Raw genomic sequence first — 20111 nt, forward strand, 5'->3', positions numbered from 1 at the left:
CAGCCCGCTCAGGGGCTGACATTAGACCTTGTCGATATTCACATTCCTCGTTTCCTTGAGGCACAGCATGCCCACCACCAGGCTGACCCCGGTGATCACCACCGGGTACCACAGGCCATAGAAGATATCCCCGGTGTAGACCACCAGTGCAAACGACACGGTGGGCAGAAAACCACCGAACCAGCCGTTGCCGATATGGTAGGGCAGGGACATTGAGGTGTAGCGGATGCGAGTCGGGAACAGCTCTACCATCACGGCTGCCAGTGGGCCGTAGGTCATGGTGGCAATGAGTGTCAGTAGTACCATCACCAGTACAACCATTGGCTGGTTGACCGCGCCTGGATCAGCCTTGGCCGGGTAACCCGCTTCGGTTATCGCTGCGCGCATGGCCGCTTCGTCAAAACCGCTGATTTTCTGTTCACCTACCGACACTTGAACTTCAGCGCCCGGTGCAGCCGACTGTGAGGTATACGGCAAGCCCTGCTTCACCAGGAAGGTTTTAACCTTGTCGCACGGGCTGTCAAAACGTGCCTTGCCTACCGGGTCAAACTGGAAGGTGCAGGTGCCCGGGTCGGCCATGACCACAATCGGTGATTGACGGCTGGCGGTATCAATCTGCGGGTTGGCGTAATGGCTCAATGCTTTGAACAGCGGAAAGTACAGGACTGTGGCCAATAACAGGCCAAGCATCAGGATCGGCTTGCGCCCCACACGGTCAGACAGCCAGCCGAAGAATATAAAGAACGGTGCCCCGATTACTACGCTGATAATCAGTAAGAGATTGGCCTGGGCCGGGTCCATCTTGAGCATCTGTGTCAGGAAAAACAGCACATAGAACTGCGCGGTATAGAAGGTTACCGCCTGGCCAGCGTTGATACCGAACAGGGCAATCAGCACGATCTTGAGGTTTTCCCATTTACCGAACGATTCGCGGATCGGCGACTTGCTGGTTTTACCTTCGGCTTTCATTTTCACGAACGCTGGCGACTCGTGCATGCTCATGCGAATCCAGGTCGAGATGCCCAGCAGCACGATGGACAGCAGAAACGGCAGGCGCCAGCCCCAGACTTCAAACTGGTCACCGGTCAGGTACCGGCAACTCAGCACCACCAGCAGCGACAACAACAAACCCAAGGTGGCAGTCGATTGAATCCAGCTGGTGTTGAAGCCACGCTTGCCCGGTGCGGCGTGTTCAGCCACGTAAGTGGCTGCACCGCCGTATTCACCGCCCAGCGCCAGCCCCTGGAGCATGCGCAATACCACGAGCATGATCGGGGCAGCGATACCGATGCTGGCGTAGGTCGGCAACAGGCCGACAGCGAAGGTCGATAAACCCATCAAGATGATGGTCATGAGGAAGGTGTATTTACGCCCGATCATGTCACCCAATCGACCGAACACCAGTGCCCCGAAGGGTCTCACCAAAAAGCCTGCGGCGAAGGCCATCAAGGCAAAAATAAACGCCGTGGTGTCGTTGACCCCAGCAAAGAACTGCTTGCTGAGCACGGTGGCCAAAGCGCCATACAAGAAAAAGTCATACCACTCGAAAACGGTCCCGAGGGATGACGCAAAAATGATCTTGCGCTCTTCGCGCCCGGTCGTTCCTTTGACGGTAGCCGCCTGTTGTGCAAGTGCGTCTGACATGTGCAAAGTCCTCGGCCCTATGGGCCACAGTGATTATTGTTGTTGTCCACTGCCGGTTCCGGATGACTGCGCCCGAAACCACGATCGCCTTCAGGCGACCGGTATAGCTGCCGTGCGGTTAACGCCTGCTGTGTACTGCGGTGTTTCAAGCGAAGCCTGCAAAATCAGCTGCGCGGCTTTTTCGCCAATCATCAGGGTCGGAGAACAGGTATTACCCGACACGATGCTGGGCATGATCGAAGCGTCTGCCACCCTCAAACCCGGTACCCCATGAACGCGCAATTGGGCATCGACCACTGCCTCGGCGTCCTGGCCCATGCGGCAAGTGCCCACGGGGTGAAAAATCGTCGTACCAATACGGGCAGCTGCGTCGTACAGCTCTTGTTCGGTCTGCAAGTCCTTGCCTGGCAGATATTCCTCAGGGGTAAAGGCCTGCAGAGCTGCGCTGGCCACGATACGCCGAGTCAGGCGTATGGCATCGGCTGCTACCTTGAGATCATCAGGGTGGCTCAGGTAATTGGGGTCGATCAGCGGTGCGTCATCCGGGTTTGCCGAACGGATATCCACGCGCCCCCGGCTTTTTGGTCGCAAGTTGCACACCGAGGCGGTAAAGGCCGGGAAGGTGTGCAGCGGCTCGCCAAAACGCTCAAGGGACAGCGGCTGGACGTGGTATTGCAAGTTGGCAGATAACTGATCAGGGTCGGATTTGACGAACGCCCCCAGCTGACTGGGGGCCATCGCCAAAGGACCACTGCGGTCGTAGGCATATCGCAGGCCCATGCCGACTTTACCCCACACGCTATTGGCGACCTGGTTGAGGGTTCGGGCCTTGGTCAGTTTGAAGATCAAGCGTAACTGCAAGTGGTCCTGCAAATTCCCCCCCACCCCGGGCAGCTCATGCAGCACAGTTATCCCCAGGCTTTCGAGCAAAGGCCGCGGGCCAATACCCGAGCGCTGCAAAATGCCAGGAGAGCCAATCGAACCGGCGCAAAGGATAATCTCGCAACCGGCCGTGAAGGTATGCTGTGCGCCTTGCCAGCGCGCACTGACCTGGGTGGCCCGGCCGTTTTCAAGCAGCACTTTGTCGACTTGCACGTCGGTCAAAACCGTCAGGTTGGGGCGCTTGAGTATTGGCCGCAGAAAAGCCTTTGAGGCATTCCAGCGCACACCGGAGCGCTGGTTGACTTGAAAGTATCCACAGCCCTGGTTATCGCCACCGTTGAAATCGCTGACGCTGGCAATTCCGCTTTGCGCGGCGGCGTCACGAAACGCGTCGAGAATCGGCCATGAATAGCGCTGCTGCTCAACCCGCCACTCACCTTCACTGCCATGCAGCTCAGAATTGCCGGCAAAGTGCTTTTCGCTGCGTTTGAACAATGGCAATACGTCATCCCAGCCCCAGCCCGAATTGCCCAACTCGGCCCAGCGGTTGTAATCACCCGCCTGGCCGCGCATATAAATCATGCCGTTGATGGACGAGCTGCCGCCCAAGACCTTACCCCGTGGGTAGCTCAGGCTGCGACCTTGCAAACCGGCCTGGGTTTCGGTCTTGAAACACCAGTCGGTGCGCGGGTTACCGATGCAATACAGGTAACCCACAGGAATATGGATCCACGGGTAGTTATCTTGCCCGCCCGCTTCGAGCAGCAACACGTTGTGGCGAGGATCGGCAGACAGCCGATTGGCCAGCACTGAACCTGCAGGCCCGGCACCCACGATGATGTAGTCGTACACCTTGTTGGCTGATGGCATGTATCACCTCGCGCCTTTTATTTATTGTTCTTGTCCTACACCATCCTATTGATTATTTTCGTGTTGCAAACGCGAGATTTCACCCATGGCTTGTGCGTTTTTGCACAGTCATCCGTAAGCCACATCTGATGTAGCGCTCTGGGGGGTTGATCATGTTCGACTGGAATGACATGCGGTACTTCCTGGAGTTGCAGCGCAGCGGACGTTTACTCACCGCCGCCAAGCGCCTGAACACCACCCATAGCACCGTTGCCCGGCATATTGAGAGCATCGAGCAACACTTGGGCGCGGCTTTATTTGTGCAATATGCCCAGGGGTACGAACTGACCCCGGCCGGGCAAGCCTTGCTCAAACATGCCGAAGCGATGGAAAACGTCGCACTGCTGGCCCAGGAAGAAATCAATCAGTCCCTCACCCCCTTAGGCAAAATCCGTCTGGGTGTCACCGAGGGCATTGGCATCATGTTTATCACCTCGCGACTACGGGGTTTATTTGAGCGTTATCCAGGTCTGGAAGTGGAACTGGTCGCAGTACCGCGCTTCGTCAGCATCCTCAACCGCGAAGCAGAAATCAGTATTCATCTGGACCGTCCCAACGCCGACCTGTTGATAACTCGCAAACTCACTGACTACCGGCTCGCGCTCTATGCCAGCCGCCTTTATCTGGACAAGGCGCCGCCTCTGAACAGCCGCGACGATCTGGCCAACCACTACTGGATCGGCTACGTCGACGACCTGTTGTTCAGTCAGGAACTGCTGTTCCTCAATACCTTCTGCCGCACCCCGACCGTGACCTTTCGCAGCACCAGCGTCATTGCCCAGCAACAAGCCGCTCGTGCCGGGCTGGGTATCGCCGTATTGCCCAACTACATGGCCGCTGACGACCCCGACCTGGTGCGTGTATTGCCGGGCGAGTCTGTGCAACGCAGTTACTGGATCAGCACCCGCCGTGAACTGCACAAATCCGTAAGGTTGAGGGTGGTGTGGGATTTTTTACTGGAGTTGTGCCGCGAGGAGAGGGCGGTGCTGCTGGCGCCATAGTCATTTTTTAGCCATTAAAAAAGGCCAACGCTGAGCGTTGGCCTTTTTGGGTACTGCGGGTCAAAACAGGATCAGAAATCCAGGTTGGACACTGCCAGTGCGTTGCTCTCGATGAATTCACGACGTGGTTCTACAGCATCGCCCATCAAGGTGTTGAAGATCTGATCGGCGCCGATCGCGTCTTCGATGGTGACTTTCAGCATGCGACGCACGCTTGGGTCCATCGTGGTTTCCCAGAGCTGATCCGGGTTCATTTCACCCAGTCCTTTGTAGCGCTGGATGGTGTGACGCTTGGTGCTTTCAGCCATCAACCAGTCCAGTGCTTCCTTGAACTCGGTCACTTGCTTGCGACGTTCGCCACGCTGGATATAGGCGCCTTCATCCAGCAGGGTGCTCAGTTGAGCGCCCAGGGTCACAACGGTTTTGTAATCGTTGCTGCCGAAGAAGTCGCGGTTGAAGGTGATGAACGTCGAGTGGCCGTGGGAGATCAGTTCGACCTCTGGCAACCAGACATTACGCTCACGGTCTTCACGCAGGCTGGCTTTGTAGACCAGGCCCGATTTCTCAACCAGACGCAGACGCTCTTCAAACTTGGCCATCCAGTCCTGCATGGCAGCGTGGTCACCCAACTGCTCAAGGCTTACAGCCGGCAGGTAGATGAAGTGCTCGGTCAGCTCCTGAGGGTACAGGCGCGACAAACGCTTGAGGGTCTTCATCACCATGCGGAAGTCGTACACCAGACGCTCCAGTGCCTCACCGGAGATGCCAGGAGCATCTTCGTTCAGGTGCAGGCTGGCATCTTCAAGAGCCGACTGGGTCATGTACTCTTCCATGGCCTCGTCGTCTTTGATGTACTGCTCTTGCTTGCCCTTTTTCACTTTGTACAACGGTGGCTGGGCGATGTAGATGTAGCCACGCTCGATCAGCTCCGGCAACTGACGGAAGAAGAAGGTCAGCAGCAGGGTACGGATGTGCGAACCGTCAACGTCAGCATCGGTCATGATGATGATGTTGTGATAGCGCAGTTTGTCGATGTTGTACTCTTCGCGGCCGATGCCACAGCCCAGCGCAGTGATCAAGGTGCCGACTTCTTGCGAAGAGATCATCTTGTCAAAACGGGCTTTCTCGACGTTGAGGATTTTACCTTTCAACGGCAGGATGGCTTGGGTACGACGGTTGCGACCCTGCTTGGCGGAGCCGCCAGCAGAGTCACCTTCCACCAGGTACAGTTCGGACAGAGCAGGGTCTTTTTCCTGGCAGTCAGCCAGCTTGCCCGGCAAGCCCGCGATGTCCAACGCGCCTTTACGACGGGTCATCTCACGGGCTTTACGTGCAGCTTCACGAGCACGGGCTGCGTCGATCATCTTGCCGACAATCAACTTGGCTTCGTTCGGGTGTTCCAGCAGGAAGTCGGAGAAGAACTTGCCCATTTCCTGTTCAACAGCGGTCTTCACTTCGGAAGACACCAGCTTGTCTTTAGTCTGCGAGCTGAACTTTGGATCCGGCACTTTCACCGAGATGATCGCGGTCAAGCCTTCACGGGCGTCATCACCGGTGGTGGCGACCTTGTGCTTCTTGGCCAGGCCTTCAGCTTCGATGTACGTGTTGAGGTTACGCGTCAGGGCAGAGCGGAAGCCCACCAAGTGCGTGCCACCATCACGCTGTGGAATGTTGTTGGTGAAGCACAACAGGTTCTCGTTGAAGCTGTCGTTCCACTGCAGGGCGATTTCTACGCCGATGCCGTCTTCACGCTGAACATTGAAGTGGAACACCTGGTTCACAGGGTTCTTGTTGGTGTTCAGGTAATCAACGAATGCACGCAGGCCACCTTCGTACTTGAACAGCTCCTCCTTGCCGCTGCGCTCGTCCTTGAGGACGATACCCACACCGGAGTTCAGGAAGGACAGTTCACGAATCCGCTTGGCGAGGATGTCCCAGCTAAAGTGGATATTCTTGAAGGTTTCAGCCGAAGGCTTGAAGTGGATCTGCGTACCCGTGGTTTCGCTTTCACCCACAATAGCCATAGGCGCCTGAGGAACACCGTGGACGTAGGTCTGTTCCCAGATCTTGCCGCTGCGGCGTACAGTCAGGACCAGCAGTTCGGACAGGGCGTTTACCACCGAAACACCTACACCGTGCAAGCCGCCGGATACTTTGTAGGAGTTGTCATCGAACTTACCGCCGGCGTGCAGCACGGTCATGATGACCTCGGCTGCAGATACGCCTTCTTCTTTATGCACGTCAACCGGAATACCGCGGCCGTTATCGCGCACGGTGATGGACTCGTCCGGGTGGATCGTGATGGTGATGTCGTCGCAATGGCCAGCCAGCGCTTCGTCGATGGAGTTGTCGACTACTTCGAACACCATGTGGTGCAGACCGCTGCCATCGTCAGTATCACCAATGTACATACCGGGACGTTTGCGTACGGCATCAAGGCCTTTCAGCACTTTAATGCTCGTTGAGTCGTACGTGTTTTCTTCGCTCAATGCCTTCACTCCCGATGGTCGTGGGTCTGGGTGATACAGCCCTGTTCCACGTGGAACAGGGCAACTGGCGTTTCCGTCTGCCAGCCTTCCCTCAATAATTCGTGGTCTACACAGGTAATGAATACCTGGCAGCGTAAGTCTTCCAACAAGCGACACAGTGCGTTGCGATGCTGCTCGTCCAGTTCGGACGGCAAGTCATCCACCAGATAAATACATTGGCCTCGCCGGGCCTGGCTGACCAAGTGCCCCTGAGCGATGCGCAGCGCGCAGACCACCAACTTCTGCTGCCCCCGCGACAAAATATCTGCGGCGTTATTTGCACCCAGCTTGAGGCGCAAATCAGCACGTTGTGGCCCCGCCTGGGTATGCCCCATTTGCTGGTCCCGGTGGACAGACGCGGCGAGTACAGCACTCAGCTCACGGTCTTTATCCCAACCACGGTAATAGCTCAGCGTTAACCCCTGGAGATCCAGCAGCTCGCTCAGGGTCTGCTCAAAGACTGGTTTCAAGGCTTTGATGTAGGCGCGGCGGTATTCATCAATTTCAGCACTGGCCAGGCACAGTTCCCGGTCCCAGGCCGCTTGTGAAACGGCGTCGAGTGTACCATGCCGCAGCCATGAGTTCCGCTGCCGCAGGGCCTTCTGTAGCCGCTGCCAGGTCGACATGAACCGCGGTTCAACATGGAACACGCCCCAGTCGAGAAATTGCCTGCGGATCTTTGGGGCCCCTTCAAGAAGTCGGAAGCTGTCCGGGTTGATCAATTGCAGCGGAAGTATCTCGGCCAATTGCGCAGCACTGCGCGCATTCTGGCCGTCGATACGAATCTGGAACTCCCCCTGACGATCCCGCGAGACACCCAGTGCACTGTGTCCGCCTTCTGCCAGTTCTACCTGACCAAAAACTGTACAGCTCTGCTGCTCATGCTGGATAACGGGGTTCAGCCGCACACTGCGAAACGACCGCGCCAACCCTAGCAGGTGGATAGCTTCCAGCACGCTGGTTTTGCCGCTGCCGTTGGCGCCGTACAGAATATTGATGCGGGGGGAGGGGGAGAAGGTCACCGGGTGCAGGTTACGCACCGCGGTGACTGTGACACGACTGAGGGACATCTAGCGTGGGCTGTGCATAAGTTACAGGCGCATCGGCATGACAACGTAGGCCGAGTCGTCGTTGTCCGACTCCTGGACCAGGGCGCTGCTGTTGGAGTCCGACAGGATCAGACGCACTTGTTCAGTGGTCATGACGCCCAGTACGTCCAGCAGGTAGCTCACGTTGAAGCCGATCTCCAGGGAGCCGCCGTTGTAATCAACGCCAACTTCTTCTTCCGCTTCTTCCTGCTCCGGGTTATTGGCCTGGATCTTCAGCTGGCCATTGGCCAGTTGAAGGCGAATACCGCGGTACTTTTCGTTGGACAGGATCGCGGTACGACTGAACGCTTCACGCAGTGCCTGACGGTCACCGATCACCACCTTGTCACCGCCTTTAGGCAGAACGCGCTCGTAGTCCGGGAACTTTCCGTCTACCAGCTTGGAGGTAAAGGTGAATTCGCCGGTGGTCGCACGGATGTGGTGTGCACCCAGAACGATGCTCACTTCGCCGTCTGGCTCGGTCAGCAGGCGCGCCAGCTCGAGGATACCCTTGCGCGGTACGATCACCTGGTGACGGTCTGGTTGGCCGATATCGGCTTTCATCGAGCACATGGCCAAACGGTGACCGTCGGTAGCTACGGCACGGATGATCCCGGCCGACACTTCCAACAGCATACCGTTGAGGTAGTAACGAACGTCCTGCTGGGCCATGGCAAAGCTGGTGCGCTCGATCAGACGACGCAACTTGCTCTGCTGCAGGCTGCAGGTCAGCGAACCCGGACCTTCTTCAACCGTCGGGAAATCGTTGGCCGGCAACGTCGACAGGGTAAAGCGGCTACGGCCTGCCTTGACCACCAGTTTGTTGTCATCAAGTTTGATGTCGATCAGTGCATCGTTGGGCAGGCTTTTGCAGATATCCATCAGCTTGCGCGCAGGCACGGTGATTTCGCCTGGCTCGGCCGGCTCTTCAAGTTGCACCCGACCGACCAGCTCGACTTCAAGGTCAGTACCGGTCAGCGACAGTTGCTGGCCTTCGACAACCAACAGCACGTTGGACAATACCGGCAAGGTCTGGCGGCGTTCTACTACGCCGGCGACCAGTTGCAGGGGTTTCAACAGGGCTTCGCGTTGAATGGTGAAATGCATGGTCTAGTCCCTTGCCTTAATAAGCTGCGCTGGTGTCATCAGGTTGTCAGAGTTCGCAGCAGGTTCTTGTAGTCCTCGCGGATGTCCGCGTCGGATTCCTTGAGTTCGTTGATCTTGCGGCATGCGTGCAAAACCGTGGTGTGATCGCGACCGCCAAACACATCGCCGATTTCCGGCAGGCTGTGGTTGGTCAGTTCCTTGGACAGTGCCATGGCGACCTGGCGTGGTCGCGCTACCGAGCGCGAACGGCGCTTGGACAACAAGTCCGAGATCTTGATCTTGTAGTACTCGGCCACGGTGCGCTGGATGTTATCCACAGAGACGAGTTTGTCTTGCAGCGCCAGCAAGTCTTTTAGGGACTCGCGAATCAGCTCGATGGTGATGTCGCGGCCCATAAAGTGCGAGTGAGCGATAACGCGCTTGAGCGCGCCTTCGAGCTCACGCACGTTGGAGCGAATACGCTGGGCAATAAAGAAGGCTGCATCATGGGGCAGATCAACCTTGGCCTGATCGGCCTTCTTCATCAGGATCGCTACGCGGGTCTCTAGCTCCGGCGGCTCGACGGCAACCGTCAGTCCCCAGCCAAAGCGCGACTTCAGACGCTCTTCGAGGCCTTCGATTTCTTTCGGGTAACGGTCACTGGTCAGAATCACTTGCTGACCGCCTTCAAGCAGGGCGTTGAAGGTGTGGAAGAACTCTTCCTGGGACCGTTCCTTGCGCGCAAAGAATTGAATGTCATCGATAAGCAAGGCATCGACCGAACGGTAGAAGCGCTTGAACTCGTTGATGGCATTGAGCTGCAGGGCTTTAACCATATCAGCTACAAAACGCTCGGAATGCAGGTACACGACCTTGGCATTCGGGTTCTTCTTCAACAGGTGGTTACCCACCGCGTGCATCAAGTGAGTTTTACCCAGACCTACGCCGCCATAAAGGAAGAGCGGGTTGTAACCGTGCTTGGGGTTATCCGCCACTTGCCACGCCGCAGCGCGGGCCAGTTGGTTGGACTTGCCCTCGACGAAGTTTTCAAAGGTAAAGGTGCGGTTCAGGTAGCTGGTGTGCTTCAGGGCACCTTCAACCTGAACGGTGCGCTGTTCGGCGCGCACGGGTGCTTGCTGCGAGCTGGCGCCGGCCATCGGGTCGAAGCTGGCACGCGAAGGCTCTTCGCTGGCGGGCTCGGACTGCTTGGGCGCGGGTGCAGAGACTGCAGGCGCAGGCGCGCTCGGCGCCGGGGCTTGCTGAGAAGCCGATGCAGCCAAGGGCGCATTGGGGGCAGCACGAGGCGCCGAGCTGCGTTTGCTGCCTATTAACAAGGACAACGCTGGCGCCATGCCATTGCTGTGCTCATTCAACAGTTCAAGCAAACGGCTCAGGTATTTTTCGTTAACCCAGTCGAGAACGAATCGGTTGGGTGCATACACACGCAACTCGTCGCCTTCGGCTTCGACCTGTAGTGGACGGATCCAGGTGTTGAATTGCTGGGCAGGCAGCTCATCGCGCAAAAGCTCCACGCACTGCTGCCAAAGTTCCACTGACACGGATATCCCCTAAGTTGAAAGCCGGTGAGGCAAAAACAGGCGCCATTGTAGCGACCGCCGCCCCACTTATCCACATGTAGCTGACCTGCATATAAGGCGTTGACAGGCTTTTTACTGTGAACAAAGCGACAAATGGTATGTGCATAAGGTCTGTGGATAAGCGGGCCTGAGCTCGTTGCACAAGTGGGGGTAAAACTCTGTGCATAACACGGCTGTGGATAAGTAGCCCTTTCATGCACAGCTTTTCCGAGGGTGCAGCACAGGCAAAGCACCGCTTGTGGACAACCTTTCTGCTCTCTGAAAACCTTGCTCTACAAGGGCTGCATAGAGTTATCCACAGCAGAACGGCTCTATAAGAGTAGTAAGTTCTTTAAAAGAGCTTTAAATACTTCGTTTTTTTATTTCTATAGTTGGCAGGCACAAGACTGGTGCAAAACGGCAAACATCTATTTAGCAGTAAACGTTGGTTGGAAATTGACCTATCGGCTTGCATTCTCTAGAATCGCCGGTCTCTTAAAACGGGGGCCATTCCGGCCCGTTGTGGACGAACCAGGTAGCACGACATGAAACGTACTTTCCAACCAAGCACTATCAAACGCGCCCGCACTCACGGTTTCCGTGCTCGCATGGCTACTAAAAACGGCCGTGCAGTCCTGTCGCGTCGCCGCGCCAAAGGCCGTGCACGTCTGGCAGTTTGATAATCAGACAATGGTGGTGAGTCAGGACTTCAGTCGGGAAAAGCGGTTACTCACTCCCCGACATTTCAAGGCAGTCTTTGACTCCCCCACCGGCAAGGTTCCGGGGAAAAATCTCCTGCTCCTTGCGCGTAGCAACGATCTTGATCACCCCCGCCTGGGGTTAGTGATCGGGAAAAAGAGCGTAAAGCTCTCCGTTGAGCGCAATCGCCTTAAGCGTTTGATGCGTGAATCGTTTCGTCTCCACCAGGATTTACTGGTTGGTTGGGATATCGTTATCGTCGCGCGCAAAGGTTTGGGTGACGTAGAGAACCCCGAATTGATTCAGCATTTCGGCAAACTCTGGAAGCGTCTGGCCCGTAACACGCCAGTTCCAGCGGTTAAAACCGAAACTGTAGGGGTAGGCAGTCCTGATGCGTAAACTGGCACTCGTTCCGATCCAGTTTTATCGTTATGCCATTAGTCCTTTGATGGCCAGCCACTGCCGTTTCTACCCCAGTTGTTCCTGCTACGCGTTGGAAGCCATCGAAAATCATGGCCTTCTGCGCGGCGGCTGGCTGACCTTTCGTCGTTTAGGTCGCTGTCACCCGTGGAATCCCGGTGGTTACGACCCGGTTCCACCTATCCCTACCTCCCGTTCTTCTTGATGGCCGAGTAATCATGGATATTAAACGCACGATCCTGATCGTCGCTCTCGCAGTCGTGTCCTACGTTATGGTTCTGAAATGGAACCAGGACTACGGCCAAGCTGCCCTGCCGACTCAGAATGTTGCCGCCAGCACCACCGCACCGGCTTTGCCCGATACGGTTTCAGGTAACAACGTTGCAAACAGTGCCGATGTACCCAGCGCCAATACCGATACCAGCACACCGACTGAAACCCCGGTGGCTGCAAGCAAAGACCTCATCCACGTAAAAACGGATGTTCTGGATATCGCGATTGATCCACAGGGTGGTGATATTGCCCAGCTGCGTCTGCCGCTTTATCCACGTCGCCAGGATCACCCGGATGTTCCTTTCCAGTTGTTCGATAACGGCAACGAACGCACCTATCTGGCCCAAAGTGGCCTGACAGGCGTTGATGGCCCGGACGCCCGTCCGTCAGGTCGTCCTGTTTTCAGCACCGAGAAAAAGACCTACGAACTGGCCCCAGGTCAGGATCAACTGGTTGTTGATCTGAAATTCAGCGAAAACGGCATCAACTACATCAAACGTTTCACGCTCAAGCGTGGTTTGTACGATGTACAAGTCAGCTATCTGATTGATAACGAGAGCGGCAAGCCGTGGAACGGCAACCTGTTCGCGCAATTGAAGCGTGATGCCAGCTCCGATCCTTCTTCCAGCACCGCCACCGGTACTGCGACTTACCTGGGCGCTGCCCTGTGGACAAGTGCAGAGCCGTACAAAAAAGTGTCGATGAAAGATATCGACAAGGCTCAGCTGAAAGAAACCGTACAAGGCGGCTGGGTTGCCTGGTTGCAGCACTACTTTGTGACCGCGTGGATCCCTCAGAAAGGCGATAACAACGTCGTTCAGACCCGCAAAGACAACCAAGGCAACTACATCATCGGTTTCACTGGCCCAACATTGACTGTTGAGCCGGGCAAAACCGCTGAAACCAGCGCTACGTTGTACGCCGGTCCGAAAAGCCAGGGTGTACTCAAAGAGTTGTCCCCAGGCCTGGAACTGACGGTTGACTACGGCATCCTGTGGTTCATTGCCCAGCCTATCTTCTGGCTGCTGCAACATATCCACAGCCTGGTCGGTAACTGGGGCTGGTCGATCATCTTCCTGACCATGCTGATCAAAGGGATCTTCTTCCCTCTGTCGGCCGCCAGCTACAAGTCGATGGCCCGCATGCGCGCTGTGGCACCAAAACTGGCCGCTCTGAAAGAGCAGTTCGGTGATGACCGCCAGAAAATGTCGCAAGCGATGATGGAGCTGTACAAGAAAGAGAAGATCAATCCACTGGGCGGCTGCTTGCCGATTCTGGTGCAGATGCCGGTCTTCCTGTCCTTGTACTGGGTACTTCTGGAAAGTGTTGAAATGCGCCAGGCGCCGTTCATGCTCTGGATTACCGACCTGTCGATCAAAGACCCGTTCTTCATTCTGCCGATCATCATGGGCGCAACCATGTTCATCCAGCAGCGTCTGAACCCGACTCCGCCGGATCCGATGCAGGCCAAGGTGATGAAGCTGATGCCAATCATCTTCACCTTCTTCTTCCTGTGGTTCCCGGCTGGTCTGGTGCTGTACTGGGTTGTGAACAACTGCCTGTCCATCGCTCAACAGTGGTACATCACGCGTAAAGTCGAAGCGGCTACCAAAAAAGTCGCTGAGTAACTTACTCTGATACGCACCACTCAAAACGCCCCCTAGTGGGGCGTTTTGCTATCCGTCACTTTTGTTTTGAGGCCTGTTTTATGAGTGTTCCGGCAGAGACTATTGCTGCAGTAGCGACCGCCCAAGGCCGAGGTGGTGTGGGGATCGTACGTATTTCCGGCCCACTCGCCCGTGTTGCGGCCAAAGCGTTCAGCGAACGCGAACTAAAACCGCGCTATGCCCATTACGGCCCTTTTTACGGCGAAAACCGCGAAGTGCTGGATGAAGGCATAGCACTCTACTTCCCCGGGCCCAACTCCTTTACCGGCGAAGACGTCCTTGAACTGCAGGGCCACGGCGGTCCGATTGTTCTGGATATGCTGCTGCAGCGCTGCATCCAGTTGGGCTGCCGTTTGGCCCGTCCGGGGGAGTTCAGCGAGCGGGCCTTTTTGAATGACAAGCTCGACCTGGCCCAGGCCGAGGCGATTGCCGACCTGATCGAGGCAAGTTCTGCACAGGCTGCGCGTAACGCATTACGTTCCTTGCAGGGTGCTTTCTCTCAACGTGTGCATAACTTGACCGAGCAATTGATCGGTTTGCGTATCTATGTCGAAGCAGCGATTGATTTCCCGGAAGAAGAAATCGACTTCCTCGCCGATGGCCATGTGCTCGGTATGCTCGACAAGGTTCGTGAAGAGTTATCCACCGTACAGCGCGAAGCCGGCCAGGGTGCTTTGCTGCGCGACGGCATGACCGTGGTGATTGCCGGGCGGCCCAATGCTGGAAAATCGAGCCTGCTCAATGCCCTGGCCGGGCGTGAAGCGGCGATCGTGACCGAAATCGCGGGTACTACCCGTGATGTGTTACGCGAACATATCCACATCGATGGCATGCCATTGCACGTTGTCGACACCGCAGGTCTGCGCGACACCGATGACCAGGTTGAGAAAATTGGCGTGCAGCGCGCACTCAAGGCCATTGGTGAAGCTGATAGGGTATTGCTGGTGGTTGATGCCACGGCACCGGAAGCTGATGACCCGTTTGCCCTGTGGCCAGAGTTTCTTGAACAACGCCCGGATCCGGCGAAGGTGACCTTGATCCGCAACAAGGCGGATCTAAGCGGTGAAAATGTAGCCCTTGAAGTCAGTGAAGATGGCCATGTCACCATCAGCCTGAGTGCCAGATCTACAGAAGGCCTGGACCTGCTGCGGGAACACCTCAAGGCCTGCATGGGCTATGAGCAGACCTCGGAGAGCAGCTTCAGCGCACGCCGCCGCCATCTGGAGGCATTGCAGCACGCCAGCAAGGCACTTGAGCATGGCAGGGCACAACTGACCCTGGCGGGTGCAGGAGAGCTATTGGCCGAGGATTTGCGCCAGGCACAGCATTCCCTTGGCGAAATTACCGGGGCATTCAGTTCGGATGACCTGCTGGGGCGGATCTTCTCCAGCTTCTGTATCGGTAAATGACCCTCGTAGCAGCTGCCGTAGGAACGAGGCTGCGTTCGGCGGCACAGCCGTCGTAAAATCAGACACTGTGGTGTGCCAGTTAAAACCGGAGCTCAGGATTTACGACGACTACGTCGCCGAACGCAGCCTCGTTCCTACGGCAGCTGCTACAGTTATCCACATTCACACGAGGTATTAGTCCGATGCGCCATTGATGCCGCCGCGATGCTTGCGGCCAGTTCTTGATTCCCCTGCAACAGGGGGTAGATCTGTGCATCTCTGGAGTGCGTATGGCTCACGTTACCTCTGTAACGCTGCAAGGCGTTTCTTATCATCTGCCCGATGGCAGTTCCCTGTTTTCAGATATTGATCTGCATCTCGACCAGCGCCGCACCGGCCTGGTAGGGCGCAATGGTGTGGGCAAGAGCATATTGGCGCGCATCATGGCAGGGGATCTCTTGCCCTCAACCGGCCACTGCATCCGTAATGGCACGGTGTATTACCTGACGCAGCAAGTCAGCCATGACCCCAATCACACCCTTGCCGAGCTTGCTGGCGTGCAACCAGTCATTAGCGCCCTTGAGCGAATAGAGCGGGGCAGCAGCGCCCAAGCGGACTTTGACTGTGTGGGCGAACGCTGGAATATCCGCCAGCAACTTCTCGATCAGCTAAGCCGCAACAAGCTTGCACACCTGACCCTTTCGACTCCTGCATCAGCACTCAGCGGTGGCGAAGCCATGCGCGTGGCTCTGCTGGGCGCCTTTTTGTCGAAAGTCGATCTGTTGATCCTGGATGAGCCCACCAATCATCTGGATCACCAGCATCGACTTGCCCTGCATGAACAGTTGCAGCAGTGGCCAGAAGGATTACTTGTTATCAGCCATGATCGCGCCTTGCTGGAAAATATGGAGCGCATCGTTGAGCTGTCACCACAGGGCCTCACCAGTTACGGCGGCGGTTACTCGTTTTATGCACAGGCCAAAGCCGGGCAACTGCAAGCGGCGCAACAACAGCTGGCGGCATACCGGCTGGAGCGCAAGCGTCAGGAACAGACCCTGCGTGAGCAAAGGGAAAGTCTTGAGCGCAAACAATCCCGTGGCCGAAAACAGGTCGCTGACGCCAATCAGGCGAAGATTTTGCTGGGCCGGCAAAAGGAGCGCAGCCAGGCCAGCAGCGGTAAGTTGCGGGTACAGCAGGATGCGGCTCGCGAGCAATTATCTGTGCAGGTCCGTCAGGCTGCGAATCAGGTAGAAGAGCAGCAGGCCATCTTTATCTCTGCGCCGCAGCCTTGCTCTGGCTCGCCGGCTCAAATTGCCGAGTTGATAGAGGCCCGCCTGCCTTATGGGGCGCAACAACTGCGCAGGATCAATCTTGCCGTTACGCGAGGCCAGCGCATTGCCTTGACCGGCCCGAACGGCTGCGGCAAGTCGACCTTGCTCAAGGTATTGGCCGGGCAACTAACGGTTGTTTCCGGTCAGGCCAGGACCCTGGTCACCAGCACTTACCTCGACCAGCACCTGGGCGTTTTGGAACCGGCTCGGTCAGTTCTTGAGCAGTTGCAGTCACTTAACCGGCAACTGAGTGAAGGAGAATTACGTACCCGGCTGGCGCAATTGGGCCTCAATGCCGATCGTATTAACCTGCAATCCCATCGGCTCAGTGGCGGTGAACGCTTGAAAGCGGCGATGGCCTGCGTGTTTTATACACAATCCCCACCACAGCTGTTACTGCTCGATGAACCGGCCAATCACCTGGATCTGCCTTCCGTTCAAGCCCTGGAAAGCATGCTCAAGCATTACCCAGGCACTCTGATCGTTACCTCACACGATGATGTGTTTCTGGCCGCAATCGGAATTACCCACAGGCTCATGGCCTCACCCACAGGCTGGCTGCTTTGCCCCGTCTAACGGGGCTGTTGGCTACCGTTTATCACATTAATCATTGACCGAACGTCCGACCGCTTGCCGGATTGCACCTTCAAGCGTTTTTCGGCTGCCTGTTTATTGGCTCGAAAGCACCCAAACACGGGAATAAGCCCTGTGCATAACTGGCCCTCAGGTCAGTGGGTAAGTAGGTCTGAAAACTGAAGATAACCACCCCTGTGGATAAGCACCTGTTTTACCCACAGGCTTAAAGCACTTATCCCAACCCCTCATCAGTGCATAACCACAGACTTTTGATCCTCTGTACAGTACGTAAAATATAGCCTGTAGCAATCTATCCACAGAAAGGTGCCTCAGTAGAAATAAACATAAAAACAAAGCTTTATAAATTTCTTCTCTATTTATTTATCTATCTTGCCCTTATCCACAGCTGGTTAAATTTTGTGCAAAGGGTTCTTTAAGAAGGGCGAAGTCCCTATACTTCGCGGTCTATTCAAAAAACCCCTAGTAACAGGCACGAGGTGCGTGGTGAATTTCCCTTCCCGTTTTGCAGTGATCGTCATCGGCGGCGGTCACGCCGGAACCGAGGCTGCACTTGCTTCAGCACGTATGGGTGTGAAAACCCTGCTGTTGACCCACAACGTGGAAACCCTCGGGCAAATGAGCTGCAATCCTGCAATTGGCGGGATTGGTAAAAGCCATCTGGTTAAAGAAATCGATGCCCTTGGCGGCGCGATGGCGATAGCCACCGATAAAGGCGGTATTCAGTTCCGCGTACTCAACGGACGCAAAGGCCCGGCAGTACGGGCGACCCGTGCACAGGCCGACCGCATCCTGTACAAGGCCGCCGTACGCGAAATCCTGGAAAACCAGCCCAACCTGTGGATATTTCAACAGGCCGCTGATGACCTGATCGTTGAACAGGATCAAGTCCGTGGCGTAGTGACCCAGATGGGCCTGCGTTTTATGGCTGATGCCGTGGTTCTGACCACAGGGACTTTCCTCGGTGGACTTATCCACATCGGCATGCAGAATTACTCGGGCGGTCGGGCCGGTGATCCACCTTCGATTGCCCTGGCACACCGTCTGCGTGAACTGCCCCTGCGAGTCGGTCGCCTGAAAACCGGGACGCCACCGCGTATCGATGGCCGTTCTGTGGATTTCTCGGTGATGACCGAGCAACCGGGTGATACACCGATTCCTGTCATGTCGTTCATGGGCAACAAGGAACAGCACCCGGCCCAGGTCAGCTGCTGGATTACCCATACCAACGCCCGCACTCACGAAATCATTGCCTCCAACCTCGATCGTTCGCCGATGTATTCAGGCGTGATCGAAGGTATTGGCCCGCGTTACTGCCCGTCGATTGAAGACAAGATCCATCGCTTTGCCGACAAGGAAAGCCATCAGGTCTTTATCGAGCCGGAAGGTTTGACCACGCACGAGCTGTACCCGAACGGGATTTCCACCTCCTTGCCGTTCGACGTGCAAATCCAGATCGTGCAATCGATTCGCGGTATGGAAAACGCCCATATCGTGCGCCCGGGCTATGCCATCGAGTACGACTACTTCGATCCACGCGACCTGAAGTACAGCCTCGAAACCAAAGTGATTGGCGGCTTGTTCTTTGCCGGACAAATCAACGGCACCACCGGTTACGAAGAAGCCGGCGCACAGGGTTTGCTGGCTGGCGCCAACGCGGCATTGCTCGCACAGGGCAAGGAAAGCTGGTGCCCGCGCCGGGATGAGGCGTACATCGGCGTATTGGTCGACGACCTGATTACCCTGGGTACTCAAGAACCGTACCGGATGTTCACTTCCCGCGCCGAATACCGCCTGATCCTGCGCGAAGACAACGCCGACATGCGCTTGACTGAAAAAGGCCGCGAACTGGGCCTGGTCGACGACGCTCGTTGGGCGGCTTTCTGCACCAAGCGCGAAAGCATCGCGCAGGAAGAACAACGCCTCAAAAGTACCTGGGTTCGTCCGGGTACCGAGCAGGGTGATGCCATTGCTGCCAAGTTCGGCACACCGCTGACCCATGAATACAATTTGCTCAACCTGCTGACCCGCCCCGAAATTGATTACGCCGGCCTGGTTGAAGTGACCGGGCAGGGGGCAGAAGACCCGCTGGTTGCCGAGCAGGTTGAGATCAAAACCAAGTACGCCGGTTATATCGATCGTCAACAAGACGAAATTGCCCGTCTGCGTGCCAGTGAAAATACCAAGCTGCCTGTGGATATCGATTACACGACCATCTCCGGTCTGTCGAAAGAGATTCAGAGCAAGTTGGGCGCCACACGTCCCGAGACCCTGGGCCAGGCTTCGCGTATCCCGGGTGTGACCCCTGCGGCAATTTCCCTGTTGATGATTCACCTGAAAAAGCGCGGCGCTGGCCGCACGTTGGAGCAAAACGCTTGAGTTCGCTGGTAACCGCACAACACGCCGAAGAGTTATCCACAGGTGCACGCCAGCTGGGCGTCGCACTGACCGAGCATCAGCATCAGCAATTGCTGGGTTATCTGGCCCTGTTGATCAAATGGAACAAGGCCTACAACCTCACGGCTGTGCGTAACCCGGACGAGATGGTGTCGCGTCATTTGCTCGACAGTCTGAGCGTGATGCCCTTCATCGAAAATGGCCGTTGGCTGGATGTGGGCAGTGGCGGCGGCATGCCGGGTATTCCCCTGGCGATCCTGTTTCCCGAGTCGCAAGTGACCTGCCTGGACAGCAACGGCAAGAAAACCCGTTTCCTGACCCAGGTAAAACTCGAGCTGAAGCTGGATAACCTGCAAGTTATCCACAGTCGCGTCGAAGAATTCCAGCCTGAGCAGCCTTTCAACGGAATTGTTTCCAGGGCTTTCAGCAGCATGGAGAACTTCAGCAACTGGACGCGCCACCTTGGCAACAGCGAAACCCGCTGGTTGGCAATGAAGGGCGTTCATCCGGCCGATGAGCTGGTAGCATTGCCGTCTGATTTTCGTCTCGATGGCGAACACGCCTTGACCGTTCCGGGTTGCCAAGGCCAACGCCATCTGCTGATACTGCGCCGCACGGCATGATTGG

15 protein-coding genes are annotated in these 20111 nt (G+C 56.4%); 9 read left to right on the forward strand and 6 right to left on the reverse strand.

Annotation, left to right across the window (positions count from 1 at the left end; genetic code table 11):
* Positions 1-21 precede the first annotated feature (21 nt).
* Positions 22-1644, reverse strand: a complete 1623-nt coding sequence (locus tag GHN92_RS05870) for an MFS transporter (protein WP_094999584.1) — start codon at positions 1642-1644, stop codon at positions 22-24.
* A gap of 90 nt (positions 1645-1734) precedes the next feature.
* Positions 1735-3396, reverse strand: coding sequence for a GMC family oxidoreductase (locus tag GHN92_RS05875; RefSeq protein WP_095017924.1), 1662 nt, complete (start codon positions 3394-3396; stop codon positions 1735-1737).
* A gap of 152 nt (positions 3397-3548) precedes the next feature.
* Here GHN92_RS05875 and GHN92_RS05880 point away from each other — a divergent pair, with 152 nt between their 5' ends.
* Positions 3549-4436 carry a LysR family transcriptional regulator gene (locus tag GHN92_RS05880; RefSeq protein WP_094999582.1) on the forward strand — a complete coding sequence of 296 codons (888 nt, stop codon included), beginning with the start codon at positions 3549-3551 and terminating at the stop codon, positions 4434-4436.
* Between the two features lie 71 nt (positions 4437-4507).
* Here the strand turns inward: GHN92_RS05880 and gyrB are convergent, their stop codons facing one another.
* The 4 genes from gyrB to dnaA are packed head-to-tail and all read right to left on the reverse strand — an operon-like array spanning position 4508 to position 10697.
* A complete protein-coding gene (gene gyrB, locus GHN92_RS05885) occupies positions 4508-6925 on the reverse strand; it encodes a DNA topoisomerase (ATP-hydrolyzing) subunit B (RefSeq protein ID WP_016782862.1) in 2418 nt (805 codons plus the stop codon).
* Between the two features lie 5 nt (positions 6926-6930).
* A complete protein-coding gene (gene recF, locus GHN92_RS05890; protein WP_094999581.1) occupies positions 6931-8034 on the reverse strand; it encodes a DNA replication/repair protein RecF in 1104 nt (367 codons plus the stop codon).
* 21 nt (positions 8035-8055) lie between these two features.
* Positions 8056-9159: a DNA polymerase III subunit beta gene (gene dnaN, locus GHN92_RS05895; protein WP_016782864.1), complete on the reverse strand. Its 1104-nt coding sequence runs from the start codon at positions 9157-9159 to the stop codon at positions 8056-8058.
* A gap of 38 nt (positions 9160-9197) precedes the next feature.
* Positions 9198-10697, reverse strand: a complete 1500-nt coding sequence (gene dnaA, locus GHN92_RS05900; protein ID WP_094999580.1) for a chromosomal replication initiator protein DnaA — start codon at positions 10695-10697, stop codon at positions 9198-9200.
* A gap of 563 nt (positions 10698-11260) precedes the next feature.
* Between dnaA and rpmH the strand changes: the two genes are divergently transcribed.
* The 8 genes from rpmH (at position 11261) to rsmG (ending at position 20107) form a co-directional block, all read left to right on the forward strand.
* Complete coding sequence (gene rpmH / locus GHN92_RS05905; protein WP_003213577.1) at positions 11261-11395, forward strand: 50S ribosomal protein L34; 135 nt, start codon at positions 11261-11263, stop codon at positions 11393-11395.
* Positions 11396-11411: 16 nt separating this feature from the next.
* Positions 11412-11813 (forward strand): ribonuclease P protein component, encoded by a 402-nt coding sequence (gene rnpA / locus GHN92_RS05910; protein WP_019828646.1) that lies wholly within the window; start codon positions 11412-11414, stop codon positions 11811-11813.
* Positions 11806-12039: a membrane protein insertion efficiency factor YidD gene (gene yidD / locus GHN92_RS05915; protein WP_019828647.1), complete on the forward strand. Its 234-nt coding sequence runs from the start codon at positions 11806-11808 to the stop codon at positions 12037-12039. Before rnpA ends, yidD begins: the two co-directional genes overlap by 8 nt.
* 13 nt (positions 12040-12052) lie before the next feature.
* On the forward strand, positions 12053-13735 hold the full coding sequence (gene yidC, locus GHN92_RS05920) for a membrane protein insertase YidC (protein ID WP_094999579.1): 1683 nt from the start codon (positions 12053-12055) through the stop codon (positions 13733-13735).
* An 80-nt stretch (positions 13736-13815) separates the two neighbouring features.
* On the forward strand, positions 13816-15183 hold the full coding sequence (mnmE, locus tag GHN92_RS05925; RefSeq protein WP_095026774.1) for a tRNA uridine-5-carboxymethylaminomethyl(34) synthesis GTPase MnmE: 1368 nt from the start codon (positions 13816-13818) through the stop codon (positions 15181-15183).
* Positions 15184-15452: 269 nt separating this feature from the next.
* Positions 15453-17069 carry an ABC-F family ATP-binding cassette domain-containing protein gene (locus GHN92_RS05930; protein WP_153379688.1) on the forward strand — a complete coding sequence of 539 codons (1617 nt, stop codon included), beginning with the start codon at positions 15453-15455 and terminating at the stop codon, positions 17067-17069.
* 504 nt (positions 17070-17573) lie between these two features.
* Positions 17574-19466, forward strand: a complete 1893-nt coding sequence (gene mnmG, locus GHN92_RS05935; protein WP_016782869.1) for a tRNA uridine-5-carboxymethylaminomethyl(34) synthesis enzyme MnmG — start codon at positions 17574-17576, stop codon at positions 19464-19466.
* Positions 19463-20107: a 16S rRNA (guanine(527)-N(7))-methyltransferase RsmG gene (gene rsmG / locus GHN92_RS05940; protein ID WP_094999576.1), complete on the forward strand. Its 645-nt coding sequence runs from the start codon at positions 19463-19465 to the stop codon at positions 20105-20107. Before mnmG ends, rsmG begins: the two co-directional genes overlap by 4 nt.
* Positions 20108-20111 lie beyond the last annotated feature (4 nt).

The sequence above is a fragment of the Pseudomonas sp. FSL R10-2964 genome, assembly GCF_009600035.1.
GTDB classification, from domain to species: Bacteria; Pseudomonadota; Gammaproteobacteria; order Pseudomonadales; family Pseudomonadaceae; genus Aquipseudomonas; species Aquipseudomonas bubulae.

What these genes read in the sequence shown, in the direction of transcription:
- rpmH (WP_003213577.1), top strand. Translation starts at nt 11,261, where the DNA reads ATGAAACGTACTTTCCAACCAAGCACTATCAAACGCGCCCGCACTCAC.
- dnaN (WP_016782864.1), bottom strand. Translation starts at nt 9,159, where the DNA reads ATGCATTTCACCATTCAACGCGAAGCCCTGTTGAAACCCCTGCAACTG.
- mnmE (WP_095026774.1), top strand. Translation starts at nt 13,816, where the DNA reads ATGAGTGTTCCGGCAGAGACTATTGCTGCAGTAGCGACCGCCCAAGGC.
- GHN92_RS05870 (WP_094999584.1), bottom strand. Translation starts at nt 1,644, where the DNA reads ATGTCAGACGCACTTGCACAACAGGCGGCTACCGTCAAAGGAACGACC.
- GHN92_RS05875 (WP_095017924.1), bottom strand. Translation starts at nt 3,396, where the DNA reads ATGCCATCAGCCAACAAGGTGTACGACTACATCATCGTGGGTGCCGGG.
- yidC (WP_094999579.1), top strand. Translation starts at nt 12,053, where the DNA reads ATGGATATTAAACGCACGATCCTGATCGTCGCTCTCGCAGTCGTGTCC.
- yidD (WP_019828647.1), top strand. Translation starts at nt 11,806, where the DNA reads ATGCGTAAACTGGCACTCGTTCCGATCCAGTTTTATCGTTATGCCATT.
- GHN92_RS05930 (WP_153379688.1), top strand. Translation starts at nt 15,453, where the DNA reads ATGGCTCACGTTACCTCTGTAACGCTGCAAGGCGTTTCTTATCATCTG.
- GHN92_RS05880 (WP_094999582.1), top strand. Translation starts at nt 3,549, where the DNA reads ATGTTCGACTGGAATGACATGCGGTACTTCCTGGAGTTGCAGCGCAGC.
- recF (WP_094999581.1), bottom strand. Translation starts at nt 8,034, where the DNA reads ATGTCCCTCAGTCGTGTCACAGTCACCGCGGTGCGTAACCTGCACCCG.